Origin of the sequence: Rhodococcus sp. IEGM 1366, assembly GCF_033142425.1 — a bacterium.
Lineage (GTDB): Bacteria > Actinomycetota > Actinomycetes > Mycobacteriales > Mycobacteriaceae > Rhodococcus_F > Rhodococcus_F globerula.
The window spans coordinates 124,768-143,234 of sequence record NZ_JAWLRZ010000010.1 but is presented as its reverse complement, the minus strand read 5'-3'; the positions used below and the strand labels follow the sequence as shown (position 1 = coordinate 143,234).

14 protein-coding genes are annotated in these 18,467 nt (G+C 62.3%); 9 read left to right on the top strand and 5 right to left on the bottom strand.

Translation table 11 applies throughout. The features are described 5' to 3' along the window. Positions 1–50 precede the first annotated feature (50 nt). A complete protein-coding gene (locus R4P64_RS28035; protein WP_317823468.1) occupies positions 51–437 on the bottom strand; it encodes a glyoxalase superfamily protein in 387 nt (128 codons plus the stop codon). An 88-nt stretch (positions 438–525) separates the two neighbouring features. Between R4P64_RS28035 and R4P64_RS28030 the strand changes: the two genes are divergently transcribed. Next, the gene (locus R4P64_RS28030) at positions 526–1,533 is read left to right on the top strand and encodes an MsnO8 family LLM class oxidoreductase (RefSeq protein ID WP_317823467.1); all 1,008 of its coding nucleotides are present in this window, start codon (positions 526–528) and stop codon (positions 1,531–1,533) included. Here the strand turns inward: R4P64_RS28030 and R4P64_RS28025 are convergent. After that, positions 1,530–2,027, bottom strand: coding sequence for a SixA phosphatase family protein (locus tag R4P64_RS28025; protein ID WP_033236448.1), 498 nt, complete (start codon positions 2,025–2,027; stop codon positions 1,530–1,532). The genes R4P64_RS28030 and R4P64_RS28025 overlap by 4 nt on opposite strands. Positions 2,028–2,100: 73 nt before the next feature. On the opposite strand from R4P64_RS28025, the gene R4P64_RS28020 reads away from it, so the two are divergent. Next, on the top strand, positions 2,101–2,301 hold the full coding sequence (locus tag R4P64_RS28020) for a hypothetical protein (RefSeq protein ID WP_033236447.1): 201 nt from the start codon (positions 2,101–2,103) through the stop codon (positions 2,299–2,301). Here R4P64_RS28020 and R4P64_RS28015 read toward each other — a convergent pair. Continuing rightward, a complete protein-coding gene (locus R4P64_RS28015) occupies positions 2,298–3,056 on the bottom strand; it encodes an acyl-[acyl-carrier-protein] thioesterase (RefSeq protein ID WP_033236446.1) in 759 nt (252 codons plus the stop codon). The two genes, R4P64_RS28020 and R4P64_RS28015, sit on opposite strands and share 4 nt — an antisense overlap. Positions 3,057–3,206: 150 nt before the next feature. On the opposite strand from R4P64_RS28015, the gene R4P64_RS28010 reads away from it, so the two are divergent. The 3 genes from R4P64_RS28010 to R4P64_RS28000 are packed head-to-tail and all read left to right on the top strand — an operon-like array spanning position 3,207 to position 8,004. Next, entirely contained in the window at positions 3,207–3,989 is a 783-nt protein-coding gene (locus tag R4P64_RS28010) for a hypothetical protein (protein WP_141484738.1), read from the top strand. After that, positions 3,958–6,117 carry an Rv1355c family protein gene (locus R4P64_RS28005; protein ID WP_317823465.1) on the top strand — a complete coding sequence of 720 codons (2,160 nt, stop codon included), beginning with the start codon at positions 3,958–3,960 and terminating at the stop codon, positions 6,115–6,117. Before R4P64_RS28010 ends, R4P64_RS28005 begins: the two co-directional genes overlap by 32 nt. Positions 6,118–6,147: 30 nt before the next feature. Continuing rightward, positions 6,148–8,004, top strand: a complete 1,857-nt coding sequence (locus R4P64_RS28000; protein WP_317823464.1) for a bifunctional diguanylate cyclase/phosphodiesterase — start codon at positions 6,148–6,150, stop codon at positions 8,002–8,004. Here R4P64_RS28000 and R4P64_RS27995 read toward each other — a convergent pair. Continuing rightward, complete coding sequence (locus R4P64_RS27995) at positions 7,993–8,688, bottom strand: GAF and ANTAR domain-containing protein (protein ID WP_317823463.1); 696 nt, start codon at positions 8,686–8,688, stop codon at positions 7,993–7,995. The two genes, R4P64_RS28000 and R4P64_RS27995, sit on opposite strands and share 12 nt — an antisense overlap. 338 nt (positions 8,689–9,026) lie before the next feature. Between R4P64_RS27995 and R4P64_RS27990 the strand changes: the two genes are divergently transcribed. The 4 genes from R4P64_RS27990 to R4P64_RS27975 are packed head-to-tail and all read left to right on the top strand — an operon-like array spanning position 9,027 to position 17,243. Next, positions 9,027–10,871, top strand: coding sequence for a non-ribosomal peptide synthetase (locus tag R4P64_RS27990; protein ID WP_317823461.1), 1,845 nt, complete (start codon positions 9,027–9,029; stop codon positions 10,869–10,871). After that, a complete protein-coding gene (locus tag R4P64_RS27985) occupies positions 10,871–12,094 on the top strand; it encodes a cytochrome P450 (protein WP_045070969.1) in 1,224 nt (407 codons plus the stop codon). Before R4P64_RS27990 ends, R4P64_RS27985 begins: the two co-directional genes overlap by 1 nt. Further along, positions 12,091–16,227, top strand: coding sequence for an amino acid adenylation domain-containing protein (locus R4P64_RS27980; RefSeq protein ID WP_317823460.1), 4,137 nt, complete (start codon positions 12,091–12,093; stop codon positions 16,225–16,227). Before R4P64_RS27985 ends, R4P64_RS27980 begins: the two co-directional genes overlap by 4 nt. Continuing rightward, a complete protein-coding gene (locus R4P64_RS27975; protein WP_317823474.1) occupies positions 16,227–17,243 on the top strand; it encodes a glycoside hydrolase family 6 protein in 1,017 nt (338 codons plus the stop codon). The genes R4P64_RS27980 and R4P64_RS27975 overlap by 1 nt, the downstream gene beginning before the upstream one ends. On the opposite strand, the gene R4P64_RS27970 is transcribed toward R4P64_RS27975, so the two are convergent. Further along, the gene (locus tag R4P64_RS27970; RefSeq protein ID WP_317823459.1) at positions 17,210–18,466 is read right to left on the bottom strand and encodes a glycosyltransferase; all 1,257 of its coding nucleotides are present in this window, start codon (positions 18,464–18,466) and stop codon (positions 17,210–17,212) included. The genes R4P64_RS27975 and R4P64_RS27970 overlap by 34 nt on opposite strands. Position 18,467 lies beyond the last annotated feature (1 nt).

Below are 18,467 nucleotides of genomic sequence, written 5' to 3'. Positions count from 1 at the left end.
TTAGTTCGTGAGAAATCCCCCGCCTCTGATGAGGCGGGGGATTTTTCGTTTCAGGAGTTACTGCCGCTGAGGTCGGGGATGACGATCTCCTGGACGGCCCACTTGTTGCCGTCGGGGTCGGCGAAGTAGATGAATCGTCCCCAAGCCTGGTCGTCGATCGGGCTGATATAGATCCCGCGGCCCTTGAACTCGCGCTCGGCCTCTTCGATGTCCTTGACTACCACCTGCATGCCGACGACCGAACCGGGCTCGGCGTCGGTGATTCCCTTGCCGATGCAGATGGAGCAGGCGGAACCGGGTGGGGTCAGCTGGACGAACCGCAGGTTCTCGTTGACGGTGTGATCGTGGTCGGCGTTGAAGCCGAGTCGGACGTAGAAGTCCTTGGCGCGGTCGATGTCGGTGACGGGAATGGCGACCAGTTCGAGCTTGATGTCCATGACGTGCCCTTCATGTGATGGTGAATTCCGGCGACAGGTCCAGTGTTGCGGGTATTGCGGTCAGAAACGGTCCTCGATTGCGAATCGGATGAAACTTTCCGAATTCCTTGTTGCTTCGAGAGTGCTTCTTTCACTGCTCGACCGATCCCGAACCCGGAGCGGATACCCCGACTCCGCCGCTCTGACTCATACCCTCGAGCGAGCCGAAGGTGCCGACGCTCTCGGCTACCACCGGTTCTGGGTCGCCGAGCATCACGCGGTTCCGGGTATCGCGAGTGGGTCGCCGGCTGTGCTTCTTGCAGCCATTGGCGCTCACACGCGCGACATTCGACTGGGCAGCGGCGGAGTCATGCTGCCGAATCATCAACCGTTGGTTGTCGCCGAACAGTTCCTGATGTTGGATGCCCTGTATCCGGGTCGGATCGATCTGGGTCTCGGCCGGTCATTGGGCTTCACGGAACCGGTTCGCCGGGCGCTCCGACGGAGCAAGGACGCGCCGGACACGTTTGCCGCTGATGTCGAGGAGCTGCGACGCTATCTGGACGGAACTGCCGTCGTCTCGGCTCGTCCGGCGTGGCGCGGCGGGGTGCCGATCTTTGTGCTTGCCACGCGCACCGGGTTGAAAGTGGCAGCGCAGCTGGGGCTTCCGGTGGTCGTGGGTGGGCCAATGCTCGAGATCGGTGGTACCAACAGGGTGGAGGCGCTGGACCAGTATCGCCGGACTTTCCAGCCCAGCGACGCGCACCCCGATCCTTATGTCGTGGTCTCGCTCGAAGTCATGGTTGCCGATACCACCGAGGCGGCCCGTGAGCTGTTGATCCCGGAGGCGTACGCGCTCGCGGAATCGTCACGGACAGGGGAGTTTCCGCCGCTCGTGTCGGCGGAACAGATCAGGGGCGCAGCGCTCAACGATCGAACCACCAGGCGTATCGACTCGTTCGTGGCTTCGGCTATGTACGGGACCGCAATCGAGGTGAAGCAGCACTCGAGTGATCTGGCCGAGCGGACGGGCGCGGACGAGTTGCTGGCGTCGACATCGACATACGACCGCGCCGCCCTGGAACACTCGGATCACGTACTGCGCGAGGTGATCTAGCGGGGAACGTGGAACTCCAGCAGCGTGGCCGCAGCGTCGTCGAGTTCTGACCACGGGACGGGCACGGACAACACGGCGATTGCCGAAGTCGGAAACTTGTCTCGAATCCGTTGGGCTGCTTCGGAATTCTCGTTCGATGCCAGATCCAGTGCAGTCCAGGGAATTCCCGGTTCATGGCCGATGACCAGGAGCGTGCTGACATTGGCGGACGTGGTCCGGATTGCGTTGATGACGTCGGCCTGGGATCCGCCGTAGATCGACTTGTCGAAGCCTGTCGGGGCGTCGACGGCGGTCGCGGCCAGGGTGTCGACGGTGCGCCGCGACGTCGAGCACAATACGGCGTCGATGGGTGGGACGTTCTCGCGGATCCATTCGCCGCCGAGGCGGGCTTCGCGCAGTCCCCGTTCGGCGAGTGGCCGCTCGTGATCGCGAATGCCTTCGGGATAGCTGGACTTTCCGTGTCTCATGAGAACGAGGGTGCGGTGGTCTGCCATGCGTTCACGTTATCCGCTTTGTCGCTACCAGTGACGGTTACTCTGGATGGTCAGGACCTTGAAGGAGGCTTCCATGGCAGGCAAGAAGCTCGATCGCACGCATGCTCGAACGGCTCTCGAGGTGGTACGGGAAAGCCCTACCATTGCACTCATCACTGTGGCGCCGGCTGTAGTCGTCTTCGGTGTCGTGTGGTGGCTCTTCGGTTTCTGGGCCGCGATCCTTCTCGCTCTGGTGTTCGGCGTTGCGGCAGTAGCTACTCGCAAGCTGCGTTAGAGCGCACTCACCTGTGCAACGGCGCGCAGTGCATCGCCCACCAGGAACCAGACGGTGAGGCGCGAACCTTCGACGTGGCTCCGTAGGACCACGTCGTCGCCGGCGACAAGGGGTGAGAGGTATTCGATCACCGCCCGGTGAGGCGTGCTGCGCAGTGCAGTTCGGGTACTGATCACCTCTTCGACGGCTTGCCAGTAAACGGCGTTGTTGACGTGATCGAACGGGTCGATATCAGTCACACGCAGGGTGAACGGAGTGTCGATGACGCCCGGTGCTTCGACGTCCGGTGCGTTGTCGGCGATCACACGTTTCCATTTGAGGCGATGTTCGTCGGTGGATTCCTCGAGTGGTTTCATGAAGTCGTCACTCATCCGGGTGGGCATACCGGACTCTGCACTGATGTGGATCCAGAACCCTTCCGTCTCGATCAGCGCACCGTTGCTGCCGTCGAAGCGGACACGCATGTTCGCCCACCTCGTCGAGAATGCGGAGCACCACCGGGTCATGGTCAGATATTCGGGCCAGATCGCCGGACGGATGACGTCGATGACGGTTCGACGCACGATCCAGAACGGGTGAGTGTCGACGGCCTCGATGGCCTCGATGTTGTCGGTGGCGATGTCTTGCAGGTATCGGGCGACGCCGTCCAACCGGAGCGCTTTGGCCGCGTTGATGTCGCCGGTGCGCACCGGGCGTGTTTTCACGAAAATCGGTCCGCGATCGGGCTGCGGCGCGAGTGTGAGGTCTGAGTTCACGAAAGTGATTCCTGTTCGCCGAGGGGTTGCTTGAATTCTGCCAGGTGGTCGGTCGACGCAGAGATTCGAGCATCGGTGCCGATTTCTTGCGACAATAAGATTCTCTCCTCGCGCTTCGACTACGCACCTTCTGGTGTGGACGGGACTGTCATGACTCGAGCGGCGAGCACAACCTCTGTTACTGCGGTACGCACGACTACAGCACCCACGACGACGGCATCGGAATGTGGCTATTTCGACGCTACGTCTCGGTGCTGGTTCCTTGTTGCAACACCAGCGTCGCATCCGCGATTATGGCGCGAGTATCTAGACGGTGCGCGGGAGAACTATCGACATCACGGAGTCGAGAGTGTCGTCGAATACGACGACATAGTGGACGGGCTCTCGACAACGCTGTTCTTCGTGGCTCTCGACGACGTGGGACGTGTTGTCGGCGGCGTGCGCGTGCAGGGGCCGTACATGTGCGCGGACCAGGCACACGCTGTCCAGGAATGGACCGACCACCCCGGTATCGCACAGGTTTACGCCATGATCGACGGGCGTATCCCAAGTGGTGTGATCGAACTCAAGACTGCCTGGTGCGGGGCGCAAGCGGAGAGACGTGGTGAGCTGACGTCGGCATTGTCGCGCATCGCACCGCACGCGCTGTCGCTGCTCGGAGTCAGGTTCGCATTCGCGACGGCCGCGGGGTACGTACTCGACCGTTGGGCTACCTGTGGCGGCGTCATGGAGGATTCGATTCCCGGGGTTCCGTATCCGGACGAGCGGTATCTGACCCGCATGATGTGGTGGGACAAGCACACCTACGTGGACAAGACGCACCATACTCAGTTGCCGGCACTCCTGGCGGAGGCAGCCCAACTCGAGGGGGCGCAAGTGCCGTCTGACAGCTTCGCGGAAGATGGACTCGGCGATGGTGTCGGCCGGGAATGAGGCGCTCTGGCGAGCGAGAGTGTTCGACGAGCGAGTCGCCGCCGACGCTGCCTCGTTGGAAGAGGTGAGGCGACAACCGGATACGTTGGCACTCGACCATCGGGCTCGGTTCCGCGACGAGTTGTCGGGACTTCGCGACCTTCCTGATCGCCGGGTTGTCGACGAACCTTGTCGATGGGTGTACTACCCGTGGCGGCGCGAGCTGGTGGGAATTGTTGGTCCGCAATCATTTTCACTTCTCCGGTTGGACCGGAACCGGAACAAGATCACCCGTGACGAACAGGCGCGACTGAGACGGTTGCGTGTAGGAATCGTCGGGTTGAGTGTCGGGAATGTCATCGCGCAGGCTCTGGCGCTCGAAGGGTTGTGCGGCGAGCTGAGATTGGCAGATTTCGACAGTATCGACCTCTCGAACCTGAACCGAATCCCGGTGGGAATCACTGACGTGGGTGTCAACAAGGCGGTGGTCGCAGCGCGGCGTGTTGCCGAACTCGACCCGTATCTTGCTGTGTCGGTGTTTACGGCCGGGGTGACGGACGCGAGCGTCGAGAAGATTGTCGACGGTCTGGATCTGGTTGTCGAGGAATGTGATTCGCTCGACGCCAAGATGTCGATACGACGGGTGGCGCGTGGTCGTGGAATCCCGGTGATCATGGAGACAACCGATCGTGGGCTGCTGGACATCGAGCGTTTTGATCTCGAGCCGCAGCGGCCGTTGTTTCACGGGCTTCTCGGGAATGTCGACACAGGAACCTTGGCCGGACTAACGGCCCAGGAGAAGATCCCCCATGCGTTGGCGCTCTTGTCGGCCGCAGAACTGTCGGCGAAAATGGCTGCGTCACTGGTCGAAGTCGGGTCGACACTGTCGACGTGGCCGCAGCTCGGAAGTGAATGCTTCGCGGGGGCATCCGCCGTGGCGACCGCAGTGCGCCGGTTCGGTTTGGGGGAGTCGCTGCCGTCCGGCCGGATCCGGATCGACTCGGGTGCCCGGCTGAATTGCCTGCATGATCCGCTGGTTGACGAGGATGGCTCGCAGAGCGATGTTCCTGAAACGAGTGTGGCGGCTGGCGCGGCACCGACGATGCCGGGCGACGGCGTCGAGGCTGTTCTCGAGGCGATCAGGTGGGCGCCGTCGGGCGGAAATGCCCAACCCTGGGCCGTCGAGGTCGATGGGCCGGTGATCCACGTCCATGCGGATCGTGATCGAACGTCGTTGATGGATGTAGAGGGCCGCGCAACCCATGTGGCGATCGGTGCTGCCGTCTACAACGCGAAGGTCGCAGCAGCGGCACACGGAATTCTTGGTGACACCGTTCTTCTTCCCGATCCGGATTCGGTAGATCTGGTGGCAAGTGTCAAGCTCGGAGAAACGATGAATCAGCTTCTGGCGCAGCGCTACCCGGCGATGATGGAGCGAAGTACCAATCGAGGGGTAGGGGTGCAAGCACCGATCGGCCGTGAGCTCGAGGATGCACTGCGGGGCGCCGCGCGCGATGAAGGTGGTCACCTTCATCTGTACACGGACCCGCGTGATCTTGGTGCGTTCGGGGACGTCGTGGGTGCCGCTGACCGTATCCGATACCTGACGCCGATGCTGCACGAGCAGATGATCGGCGAATTGCGTTGGCCGGGATCGGAAACAGCGAATACAGGGATCGATATCCGCACACTGGGGCTCGCCGACAGCGAGGTGGCATTCCTCGACGTCGTCAGGCGTAGTGACGTGGTGACCCGGCTGGCGCGATGGGGCGCGGGAGAAGTATTGGGGATCAGTGCTCGTGACCGCATCACGTCGAGTTCGGCATTTGGTGTGGTGACTGTGGACGGTTCCTGTCTCGACGACTATGTTCGCGGCGGTTCGGCTGCCGAAGCGGTGTGGGTGTGCGCACAGGAGCACGGATTGGGTGTGCAACCCATGTCACCAGTGTTCCTGTACGCCCGCGACGGTAACGACTGCGCGCGATTGTCCGACCCGTTTGCCAGCGAACTCGATGCATTGCGCCTGCACATGCGAGTGCTACTCGATCTCGGTAGCGAGGAGTCCATTGCCTTGGTGCTGCGCCTGAGTCATTGTCCACCGGAAACAGTGCGCAGTGCGCGACTGCCCGCGAACAGTATTCGACGCTGAGGCACCGTAGAGAAAGTTGCAGGAGAAATCATGGACGGACGTAGCCTCGAACAGTTGGTGACCGACGTTGCCGGTCGACTGATGCCGGCCGACTCGACGACGTCGGTCGCAGCGGCCACCGAGGTCCTTCGCGACCTGGTCGAGTACTTCGGCGTCGACGTCAGCTTCCTGCGGCGCAACGATCACACGATCGGGGCGACGGTGCTGGTGGCGGAATGGCCGCAGCGCCAGGATGTTCCCGACCCCGATCCCTTGGGAGTGGTGTATTTCCGGGACGCGGACCCGGTTTTTGCGGCCGCCGAGAATGCGCGCGAAGCAGTGATCATCCGTCCCGAACCGAGCGGGTATCAAGACAGGATCCGAAGCGGCGCAGGTGTCGTCGAGACGTCGATGGCCGCCGTGCCGTTGCTGTCCGGTCCCGTCACCACGGGGGTCCTGGGATTCATCAAGTTCGGTGACCGGGAGTGGTCAACTCGAGAAATCAATGCACTCAACGCTATTGCCACTCTGTTTGCCCAATTGCAGGCGAGGGTGGCTGCGGAGGGGCGTCTGCGCTACCTGGCGGATCACGACGAGCTGACCGGACTGTCCAATCGGAGGATGCTTCTCGGTGAACTCGAACGACGTCTGCAGCCGGGGGAGTCCGGGCCCGTTGCACTTCTGTTCCTGGACGTCGACCGGCTGAAGGTGGTCAACGATCTACTGGGACACAATGCGGGCGATGCGTTCATTCACGAACTCGGAAACCGCCTCGAAGGCAGATTTCCGGATGACGTCGTGGTCCGGCTCGGCGGTGACGAGTTTGTCATTGTCATGTCGGAACCGATGGACGCGAATGAGGCCGAAGTGGTTGCGCGCGAAGCACAGTTGGTTGCGTCCACGCCGATCTCGCTGGGGACCGAAGAGGTGGGCAGAAGCGTGAGTATCGGTATCGCGGTGGCAAAACCGGGAGAGTGCAGCGTGGGCGAATTGCTCAGGTGCGCCGACGAGGCCGTGCTTACCGCAAAATCCGACGGAGGAAATGCGGTAGTGGTGTGCAGCGACGAGATGCGGGCAGCCAACGACGATCATGCGGAGATGGAGATGCACCTGCGCGCGGCAATTCGCGACGGCCAGTTGGAGGTGTACTACCAACCTGTTGTCGACCTGGAATCGGGTGCGATATCGGGTGTCGAAGCGCTGGTGCGGTGGAACCACCCGGTACGTGGTGTGCTTCAACCGGATTCGTTCATCGACATTGCCGAGGCTGCCAACCTTTCAGGGGAACTCGGCCGGCAGGTTCTCCGCGAGGCCTGCCGTCAACTTGCGCAGTGGAATGCGATGATTTCAGGGACACCACTGTTCATGTGCGTGAATGTATCACCGGCGCAGTTGATTACCAGTGACTTTGTGGATTCCGTTGCAATCGAGTTGGAAACGCATGGCCTCTTGGGTAGCAGCTTGTGTATTGAAATCACGGAGAGGGCGGTGATGCACGATCTGGCTCACGTGTTGGTGACATTGCGTGGACTGGAGGAACTCGGCGTTCGCATCGCTCTCGATGATTTCGGAACCGGGTACAGTTCTTTGGCTCAGTTGAAGGTGTTGCCGGTCGACACGGTCAAGATCGATCGGGGATTCGTTCATGAACTGGGAATCGATCACGACGATCTGGCGATAGTCCACTCGATTGTCGGACTTGCAGATTCCTTCGGGCTGGACGTGGTCGCCGAAGGCGTCGACTCCGGTCGGGCGGCGCAAATACTGCTCGATCTCGGATGCCGGTATGCGCAAGGATTTCTCTTCAGCCCACCGGTGAAATCCGACCGTATCGCGGCGATGCTGCGGGCCGGGCGCAGGTCGTCGCCGCCCCTACGAGTTACAACTCTGACGCCTTCACACCCGTAGTCCGACATCGACTATTGCGCGTGCGACGGCGGATACCGAAGCGTTGCACAACTGTGCGTGAGCTTGGATCAGCGCGTACGCCTCGTCGATTCCGGTGCGCCGCGCATCGGCAGTGATGCCTTTGGCTTGTTCGAGAATGATGCGCACTTTCAACGATTCCTGTAGCTGAGAACGAATCTGCTGCAGTTGATGGCGTTTCGACGCGTTGACGCAGTACCCCGTTGCCATGTTCGCTACCAGGTACGTGAAGACGATGTCGTCGGCGGACCACGTTCGTGGCTCGTGCGCGTAGAGACTTACAACGCCGATCGTTTCGCCGTTGATCGACATCGGGACACTCGCAGTAGCTGCGATGTTCAACCGTCTGGCGTTCTCGGCAAATTCAGGCCAGAGATCGTGCCGTTGACGGATATCGGTGACAGCGATCCTCTCGCCCTTCTCGTACGCCGTCCGTCCGGGGCCGGATTGAAGACCTTCCTGGCATCGTTCGATATCGGCAGCGGAATCGGCAATCGACGTGATGCATCTCAGTTCGCCCCCACTGACCAGGCTGATGCTGCCACCCGACACCCCGAGGGCGTCGACGCTGTTTTCCAGCAACTCCGTCATCACGTCGTCCACCACATAGACGGTCGGCAGCAGCTGCACAAAATGTGCAAGAAGATCGGCGAATTCGAGATTCATCGTGGCTACCTACTCGTCAGCGCAGCGAGGACGAGCTGCCGGGAATCAGGGGTAGCTCTGGAGAGGGCCTGCAGCGCTGCCGGGTGTGGAAGGGCAGACTGCCGCCTAGTCGAAAGCTACACCGATCCGGGCCGGTGTGCCATGGAAAGACATCTAGCCATCGACCCGGCAGTGACACCTAGCCATCGACCCGGCGGTGACACCTAGCCATCGACCTGGCAGTGGAGTAACTTTCAATTCAGAGCCGTTCCACCCCTGATTCCTGGTGGCGCGGTGCGTGGAGCTACCCCTGATGCCTGGTGGCTCGTCCGATCTGATGGACGAGTAGGCAGGCCCTCATGAATCACATTCAGCGTCACCTTCACTCTCATTTACCTGACGATTCCGTCGTGCGGCAGATCGCGCGAGTTGTGGAATCCGCGCCCCGCAGCGTAGCCGTTGCCTCGGTGGAAGAACAACTCGACTACGGCCAACTACATTCTCGCGCAAGCGCACTCGCCCAAGCGCTTAGATCTGCCGGGGTGGTTCCTGGTGATCTTGTGGCTCTCTGTGTGCCGCGTTCGACGGACTGTGTCGTCGGTGCGTTGGGGATCCTCTCGGCGGGTGCCGGGTACGTGGCACTCGATCCGCGGCAGCCTGATGCGCGACTTCGGTTTGCCGTCCAGGATAGTTCTGCTCGCGCGTTAGTTGCTTTTCCGGACGTTGCTGCCAGGCTCGATTGGGTCGACCCGATCGTTCCGCCGCGCACTGGGTGCGCACCGGTCGACGGCGAGGCTGTCATTGCCGAGACCTTCAGCACCCGACCGACTGATGCCGCTTACGTCGTCTACACGTCGGGTTCGACCGGTGAGCCGAAAGGCGTTGTTGCCGAGCACGGCGGATTGCTCAACCTGATCGACTGGCACAAACGATCATTCGAGCTGACCTCGAATGATCGATGCACGTTGATCGCGAGTCCGGGTTTCGACGCATCAGTGTGGGAACTGTGGCCGGCTTTGACGGCGGGCGCGTCGTTGCACGTAGTTCCATCGGGATTGGAAAACGATCCGGTGCGGTTGCGTGATTGGCTGGTCTCCGAACGCGTGAGCGTGTGCTTTGTGCCCACCCCCCTCGCAGAATCGTTGATTGCGATGACCTGGCCGGAAAATACCGCACTGCGGATTCTGTTGACAGGAGGCGACGTGTTGTACCACCGTCCGCCGCCTGGCTTGCCGTTCACTCTCGTCAACAATTACGGACTGTCCGAGGCGAGTGTCGTCTCCGTGTCGGGGGTTGTCGATCCGCTCGCCGGTGACACCCCAGCAGACGCGTTGCCCGCACTCGGTCGCGCGATCGACGGTGTCGACCTCGAGGTAGTCGGTGAGGACGGTTCCCCAGTCCGTGCCGGTGAGGTCGGAGAATTGGTGATACGGGGTGTATCGGTAGCCCGCGGATATCTCGGTCTGCCGGAGTTGACCGCGCAGAAGTTCTCACAGCACGGCGACGACCCCGCACAACGCGAGTACCGGACCGGTGATCTGGTTCGGCTCAACAGATTCGGCGATGTCGAGTTCTCCAGCCGACGCGACGATCAGGTGCAGATCCGAGGTAACCGGGTCGAAGTCGGTGAGATCGCCGGGGTACTCGATCGACACCCGGCGGTGCAGGCCAGCGTGGTGATCGTTCGCGGGGATCGGCAGAATCCATCTCTGGCTGCGTTTGTCGTTCGGGATGACAAGACGGCGGACATATCGGGGCTGCAGACGTATCTCTCGGCCCACCTTCCCGATCACATGTTGCCTCGTTCCATCATCGAACTTGACGAGTTCCCCACCACCGCACACGGAAAAATTGATCGCGCGGCGTTGGAGCGCGCGGCGCACTCGACCATCAGTGTCGACCGAGGCTCCTTGATCGCGCCTCGAAACGAGGTCGAGGCAGCGCTCGCCGAGATCGTCGCCATACGACTGGATCTGCCGGCGGTGGGGATCGACGAAAACTTCTTCGTTCTCGGCGGCCATTCGATGTTGGGCGCTCAGTTGATCATTCGGATAGCGGAGATGTACGGCGTCGAAATGACGTTGCTCGAGCTTTTCGACAATCCCACGGTTCGTGACATGGCCGCCAAGGTGGAACAACTGGTCGTGGAGCAGATATCCGGCATGAGCGATCAGGAGCTTCTCGACGCAGGACGGAGTGAATGATGACCACGGCACCGACCAAGGCTCCCAGTCTGATTCGACTACTCGACCCCGAAGTGCTGGCAGATCCCTACCAGCTCTATCAATCCTTGCGCGACGAGGCGCCGGTGATGTGGGATCCGTACCTACACGCGTGGGTGGTGACTCGTTACGCGGATGTCGCCGACGTACTCACCCGGTTCAAGGCTGATCGCACGCCCACCCCGGCAAAGTTGGCTGAGTTGGGGATGGAGCAATTGGCTCCGGTGGCGCAAGTGATGGTGCGTCAGATGCTGTTCCTCGATCCACCGCAACACGGTCGGGTTCGCGGATTGGCGGCTGCGGCCTTCACACCGCGCCGCATTGCGGCCCTGCGCGGTCACATCCAGGAGATCACCGATTCGCTGATCGACGCGGTCATCGACGACGGGGGCATGGAGGTGATGGACACCCTGGCCAACCCGCTGCCCGCTATCGTGACGGCGGAGATGTTGGGAGTGCCCACCGAAGACCATGAACTGCTGAAGAACTGGTCAAGTGACTTTGCCGAGATGCTCGGCAATTTTCAGCACAATCCCGGCCGCGTTGCCGGTGTCCTGCGCAGCGTGGAGCAGATGACGGAGTATTTCCAGGCTGCGGTGCGGAATGAGGCCACGCATCCCACCGACGGTTTGATCGGTGCGCTGTGCGCCGCGGAGATCGACGGAGACAGTCTCAGCGAAGACGAGATAGTGGCCAACGTCGTGGTGACCATGGTCGGCGGACAGGAGACAACCACCAATCTGATCGGCAACGGCTTGCTCACGTTGCTCCGCCACCGCGATCAGTTCGAGGAATTGATCGACGATCCCTCGGGTCTGAGCGCAGCCATCGAGGAACTGCTGCGTTTCGAGAGCCCGAGCCAACACACGGCACGGATTGCTCCGGACGCGGTGGAGATTGCCGGACAACCGATTCCGGCAGGCCAAGCGGTGATCGCCGTGATGGGGTCCGCGAATCGGGACCCCTCGAAGTTCACCGATCCTGGTCGGCTCGACTTGCATCGCGCACCCAACCGTCACCTCGCATTCGGTTGGGCGGGGCACTTCTGCTTCGGTGCGCCGTTGGCCCGGATGGAGGCGCAGGCGGCATTCGGGACGGTGCTGGCCCGGTTGCCAGGACTGGAACTGGAACCGGGACCGATCCGGTGGCGCCCCAATTTGGGATTACGTGGCCTTGCGTCGCTGAACGTGCGGTGGTCGTTATGACCACCCTCGACAACGAGCGCCGGATCGCGGCGCGGAAAGCACTGCTCGAGAATCGATTGCGGGGAGCACAAGCGAATGGCGCATCACCTTCCGTGCCGCGCAGACGGGGGAGTGAGACCGGTGTGCACTACGCGCCGCTGTCGGCCGCACAGTTGCAACTGTGGTACCTCAATCGGTTGGCGCCGAAAGCGCTTGCGTACAACGAACTTGCCATCGTGACCAAAGACGGGGCTTTCGACGTCGAAGCCCTCAGCTGGGCCTTCAACGAATTCATCCGCCGGCATGAAGCGTGGCGCACAACGTTTGCGATGGTGGGCGACGAGCCGCGGCAGGTGATCCATCCGCCGGCGGTGACGGAGCTGCCAGTCTTGGATGTGAGCCACCTACCGTTCGACGAAGCGGTCGGCGTGGCAACAGACCTTGCCGTCGAGCAGACACGTCAGCCGTACGACACGAGCGCGGGTCCACTGATCCGGCCGCAGTTGGTGCGTGTGTCCGACTCATGTCATCGGTTGTACCTCGGACTGCATCACTTGATCTTCGACGGCGTCACGCTGTACCGGATATTTCTTCCGGAGCTGGTGTCGTTGTACAACTCTCGGATCGCAGGCACTTTGCCTGCGCTTCGTGAGTCGCCCGTTCAACACGGCGACTACTCCTCCTGGGAGCGGAAGTGGGTGGAGGGCGATGAGGTGGCGAACAGGATCGAATGCTACCGACGGCACTTCGAGGGGGCGCCGGCCTTGGACCTTTCGCTCGACCGGCCGCGTCCGCCGCGTCAACGGTTTGTCGGGTCTGTTGAGCCGGTTTCGGTTGACGCCGACACGGTGGCGAGATTGCGTTCCTCGGCGGGCCTGCAAGGGGCAACGCTATTCCATGCCTTGGCCGCGGTGTACGGGTACTGGCTCCAGTGTTACACGGGCAGTAGCGATGTCACGTTCGCAACACCGACAGACCTCCGTCAAAGGTCCGAACTCGAGTCGATGGTGGGGTACTGCCTCACTCCGACCGTGTTGCGCGCGAGGCTCAGCGCGGAGTGGACATTTGCCGAGGCCGTCGCCGCCATGCGCACCGAAGTACTGGATGCGCTCGGGCGTGTGGTGCCCTTCGAACGGCTGGTCCGGGGACTGGACGTGCCGCGAGATCCTCGTATGAACCCGCTGTTCCAGTCGGTCCTGGTTCTCGAACCCCCGGCGGTTCCCGTCGACGACGAGTGGTCGATGCAGCTGATGGAGAACGCCGTCGGCTCCGGAGTTGGGCAGGTGAAGTTCGATCTGAGCCTCGAGTTGGACGAGCGCGACGACGGTCGGTTGGTGGGCAGAATCAGCTACAACACAGACCTTTTCGATTCAGGAACGGTCGCGTTGATGGGGCGTCATCTGCACCTGTTGCTGCGCCGGTGCGCGGAAAACCCCACCGCTGTCCTGAGCGAGCTGTCACTCGCGGATCCCGAAGACGTGACTCGGCAGCTGAATCTCAATCCTGCCCCTGCCCCTGCCCCTGCCTCTGCCGAGTCGGGACTGATCGGACAAAGCCCTCCGCGAACGATCCACGAGGCAATCGTGAATCGGGCGATCACGTCGCCGAATGCACCAGCCGTGACGGTGGGTGCGATCTGCTTGACCTACGGCGAGCTGGTGAACCGGGCCCGTTCGATTGCCGGACGTCTTACCCGCGTGGGTATCGGTCCGGGAACTGTTGTGGCGGTGTTGATGCCACGCACGATTGATCTCGTACCGGCGATCCTGGCCGCCTTGATGGTGGGTGCTGCCTATCTGCCGATCGAGCCTAGGCAACCGGTGCGGCGGGCCCGGTTCATGCTCGAGGACGCGCATGCGTCGGTAGTGCTGACTGCCGAATCCTTGGCGGAGGAATTGACGTGGGTCGACTGCCCAGTGGTGACAGTGGACGGCCAGGAGCCCTCTGATCCAAGCACGGAACGGTTGGTCGACGGTCGGTACACGGGGGCAGTTCGGTCTGACGATTTGGCCTACATCATCTACACGTCGGGTTCGACCGGGACACCCAAAGGCGTTCAGGTGGAACACCGCAATGTACTGGATCTGATGTCGGCGTTGCCGGTGGCGCTGGGTCTCGATTCCGGCGACGTTGTGCTTTCGGTGGCCTCATACACGTTCGACATGTCGGTTGGCGACTACTTCGTGACTCTCGGGATCGGGGCCGGTCTTGTGGTCGCTACCACCGAGGAGATGCACGACCCGCGTCGGCTTGCGCACGTGATCGAGCAGTGCGGCGCCACGCGGATGAGCGCAACCCCCACCAGTTGGGCAGCGCTGATCGAATCGGGCTGGGCAGGAAGCCCCGGGTTGATCGCGGGTGCGGTTGGTGAACCGCTACCGCAGTCGGTGGCAATGTCGCTGTCCGGTCTCTGCGCCGGGGTGTGGAACGGGTGGGGCCCAACCGAGACGACAGTGTTTGCCGGCGGCGGATCGGTCTCCCCGGATGAACCGGTGACAGTGGGCCGACCGATGCCGGGAACACGTCTGTACGTCACGGATTCGAGTGGGCGGATCCTTCCGATGGGTGTGCCGGGAGAGATTGTGATCGGCGGACCAGGGGTGTCGAGAGGGTATCTCCACCGCACGGGTGAGACGGCGCAACGGTTCGTACCGGATCCGTGTGTGCCCGGAGAGCGCGCCTACCGCAGCGGTGATCGCGGGCGGTACATCGCCGACGGACGGCTGCGGCACCTCGGGAGACTCGATGGTCAGGTCAAGATCCGCGGGTTCAGGATCGAACTGGGCGAGATCGAAGCGACGCTGAGAGAACATCCGGGCGTGGCAACGGTGTCCGTCGACGTCGGCACCGACCACTGCGGACAACCGCAGTTGCTTGCCTACATCGTCCCGGACGAGAATTACTCCCGGCAGAACCAACCGGATGACGACGCGAATCTGCGCGCGTGGACACGGCAACGACTGCCGGAGTACATGGTGCCGGCCGTGATCGTTCGAGTGCCGGCACTTCCCACCTCGGTAAGTGGGAAACTCGATCGCCGGGCCTTGCGCGACCTGGCCGCACGGGTGCAGCGCGAAGGCGCAGATGAACATCGCAGCGCGGCAATCGCTTCCGAGAGGTCTTCTGCACGGGTGCTCACGCCGACGGAGCAGAAGGTAGCCTCTCTGTGGTCGATGCTGCTCGCCACCGAGGTGTCGGATCTGGATCGGAACTTCTTCGATCTCGGCGGGCATTCTATTCTGGCCGCGAATCTTGTTGCGCAGATCGAATATAGGATGGGTGCGCAGGTGTCGCTGGTCGATTTCCTCGACAAGGGAACTACCGTTGCTGGGCTTGCGCGCCTCGTGGACGGTGCGTCGTCGCCGGCCGAATCCCACGCGCCGGCCGTGACGGATCGGCCGCCCGCCTTCTTCGTGTTTCCCGATCTCCCGAGCGCGATGAGTCTGCGGCATCTGCGGACGCTGTGGGGCGACGAGCAGGGTGTGTATCCGCTGTTGCCGCTTGCCGCGTCGATGCGCCCGGAACGCTCGGATACCGTCGAGCAACTCGTGGAGCCCATGATGTCGGCGATGCGGGCCGTTCAACCGGAAGGGCCGTACGCACTGGCCGGCTTCTCGTTCGGCGGGCTTGTGGCGTACGAGCTTGCGCGACAGTTGGATCGAGACGGGCAGCACGTTGCGTGGCTGGGGATACTCGATACGCCGACGCCGGAAACCGCAGGGCGAGTGATGAAGCGATGGAAGTCGTCGTCGGGACGACTCGAGCGACTGCGCCAGCCCGGCAGGATCAAGCTGGTGACCGAATATGCCCGCAACCTCAGATGGTCGGGCCGGGAGAAACTGATTTCCGCGGGACTCGTTCGGCGTTCGGCGACGGAGGATTTCGATCTTCGGGGTGTCTGGGACATCATGGCGCGCTACGAACAACGCGGGCACAGCGTGCCACTCGAACTATTTGTCACGTCGACGACGGCGTCGGAAGTGCGAACACCGATTCTCGGGTGGGATACCTTCCACGAAGGTCGGGTGCGCACGCACTTTCTGTGCGGAAGCCACGACTCGATTCTCGACAGCCCACAAATCGAAGAACTGGCAGCGATCATGCTGGCAGGTCTTCACGATGCTCTTCACGAGACAAGGGTGGACCTACCGTGATGTGGAATCGAATCGTCGCGTGTGCCTGCGCGGCTGTGCTCATGACGGGTTCGAGTTGTTGTGCGGCGGGTGCGCGAGACGACCTGGCCACTCTGCAGCAGGTCGCGTCCGGAGGTTTTTACGTCGACCCGAATTCGAGTGCGGCGCGCGCGATGGTCGACTACCCGGAAACCGCCTCGACCGTTGCCACGTTGGCCGACACACCGCAGGCATTCTGGCTCAGTGCAACATCTCCGCCGTCAGCGGTTGCCAACCAGGTGGGGCGCTACGTCGACGGCGCGGCGAGTGCGGGTGCTGTTCCGGTGTTGGTCACCTATGCGATTCCCCAGCGCGACTGCGGTTCCTTCTCTGCCGGCGGGTACAGCAACGGCGCGGACTACCGGACCTGGTCGGACAATGTCGCGGCCGGAATCGGTAACCGTGAAGCCGTCGTGATCGTGGAACCGGACGCGCTCACCGACCGATCGTGCCTGTCTTCGGAACAGATCACGGAACGAATGGATCTACTTCGCTATTCGGTGAATGCTCTTTCTGCGGAACCGAATACGGCGGTGTACATCGACGGTGGTCATTCTCGATGGCTGGATGCACCCGAGCTGGCGAGCCGACTGGGATCGGCCGGCGTTGATCGAGCCAGGGGGTTCAGTCTCAATGTCGCCAACTTCCACACGACCGCGGAGCAGGAAGCATACGGCGAGTCCGTATCGGCGCTGACCGGCGGAAAGACCTACGTCGTCGATACGTCACGCAACGGCGCCGGACCACCGCCCGAAGGGCCGCTCAACTGGTGCAATCCGCCGGATCGCGCGCTAGGGTCGGCCCCGACAACACAAACCCAGGCAGCGCACGCGGACGCGTATTTGTGGGTCAAACATCCCGGCGAATCGGATGGCACGTGCAATCGCGGTGAGCCGCCGTCGAGTGTGTGGTGGAATGCGTATGCTGTTGCGATTGTGCAGAATTCGGGACGGCGCAGAAATATTCATACGGCACGCCGTGAAATTGCCCTGGCGTAGGCGCGTCGAACCTGCGGCAGAACAGTCGATTCGGTGTAGGCGCGGGCTCTGGTCCTTCCGCCGTCAGCCAAACGTGTGTGGAGGGCCTGATCGTTGAGCAGCAGTTCCAGTGCCCGGGCGAGTTCGGCGGCATTGCCGGGAGGAACAAGCAGTCCGGATCGATTGTGGTCGATCACGTCCCGTAGCCCGCCGATGTCGGATGCGACAACCGGGGTTCCCGCGCTCATCGCTTCGATGGCAACGAGTCCTTGTGGTTCCGCCCATCTCGAGGGGACGCAGACCACGCGAGCCCTTCGCATGGCGGCCATGACCTGTTGGTGTCCGGCGTTGGTGCGCACGATCACTCGGCGTTCGGAGTCGCCGGTCATCGACGGAGTATCGGGGCGTTGCATTCCGATCACGACCAGTGGAATCGGCGTGGGCATGAGCCGCTGCGCGTCCAGCAGTGTCGTGATTCCCTTGTGCGGGCCGATGGCACCGATGAAGAGGAGGTAGTCGGTGGACGGGAGGAAATCGGCCGTGCCATTCCCCAGCCCTTCGTCACCCAGCCCCTCGTCACCGACATCGTCGGGTACAAACGACGGTATTACGGCTACCCGATCGCGGTCGACTCCCTCCAGACATGATTGCGCCACTGCTGTGCTGATCGGCAGAAAGAGCCCGACACGATCGAGGAGGTGTTGGCTCTCGGCCAGTCCGAGGACAAGTGGCACGGCCTTCGGTGCCCCGTAGAACTCGCTTGCACACCGAAGACACCGCGTGATTCCTGGACCCGGGCATACGGTGTCCAGCGCGTTTGCGGGTACCAGAGTTTTCTTGGCACAGTTCAGTCCGTAGTCGTGGAGAGTGACTACCAGTGCGGTTTGCCGAGGTAAGCGCAATCGCAGGCACGAGTGCAGGATCCATCCGTGGGCGTGCACTACATCGGGTTGTAGCCGATCGACAAGGCGCTGGAGGTGCCTCGTCAGTGCGGGATCGGGTGCGGTGGGATGAAATTGGTGGGTGGGGTCGGAGGTGAACGGTCGCAGGAATCGCGTCCAGCCAGGTAGGTGGTGGACCATGACCAGGCCTTCGAGCGAATGCGAGGCTGTGCCGCCTCGGCTGAGTGTGGCGACTGTGACTTCGGTTCCGTCGCCGGCCAATCCGGTGGCCAGTGCATGCACGGCACGTTCGAGTCCACCGGCCGCCGGTGGGTAGCTGTCGGAGACCACGAGGACCTTCACC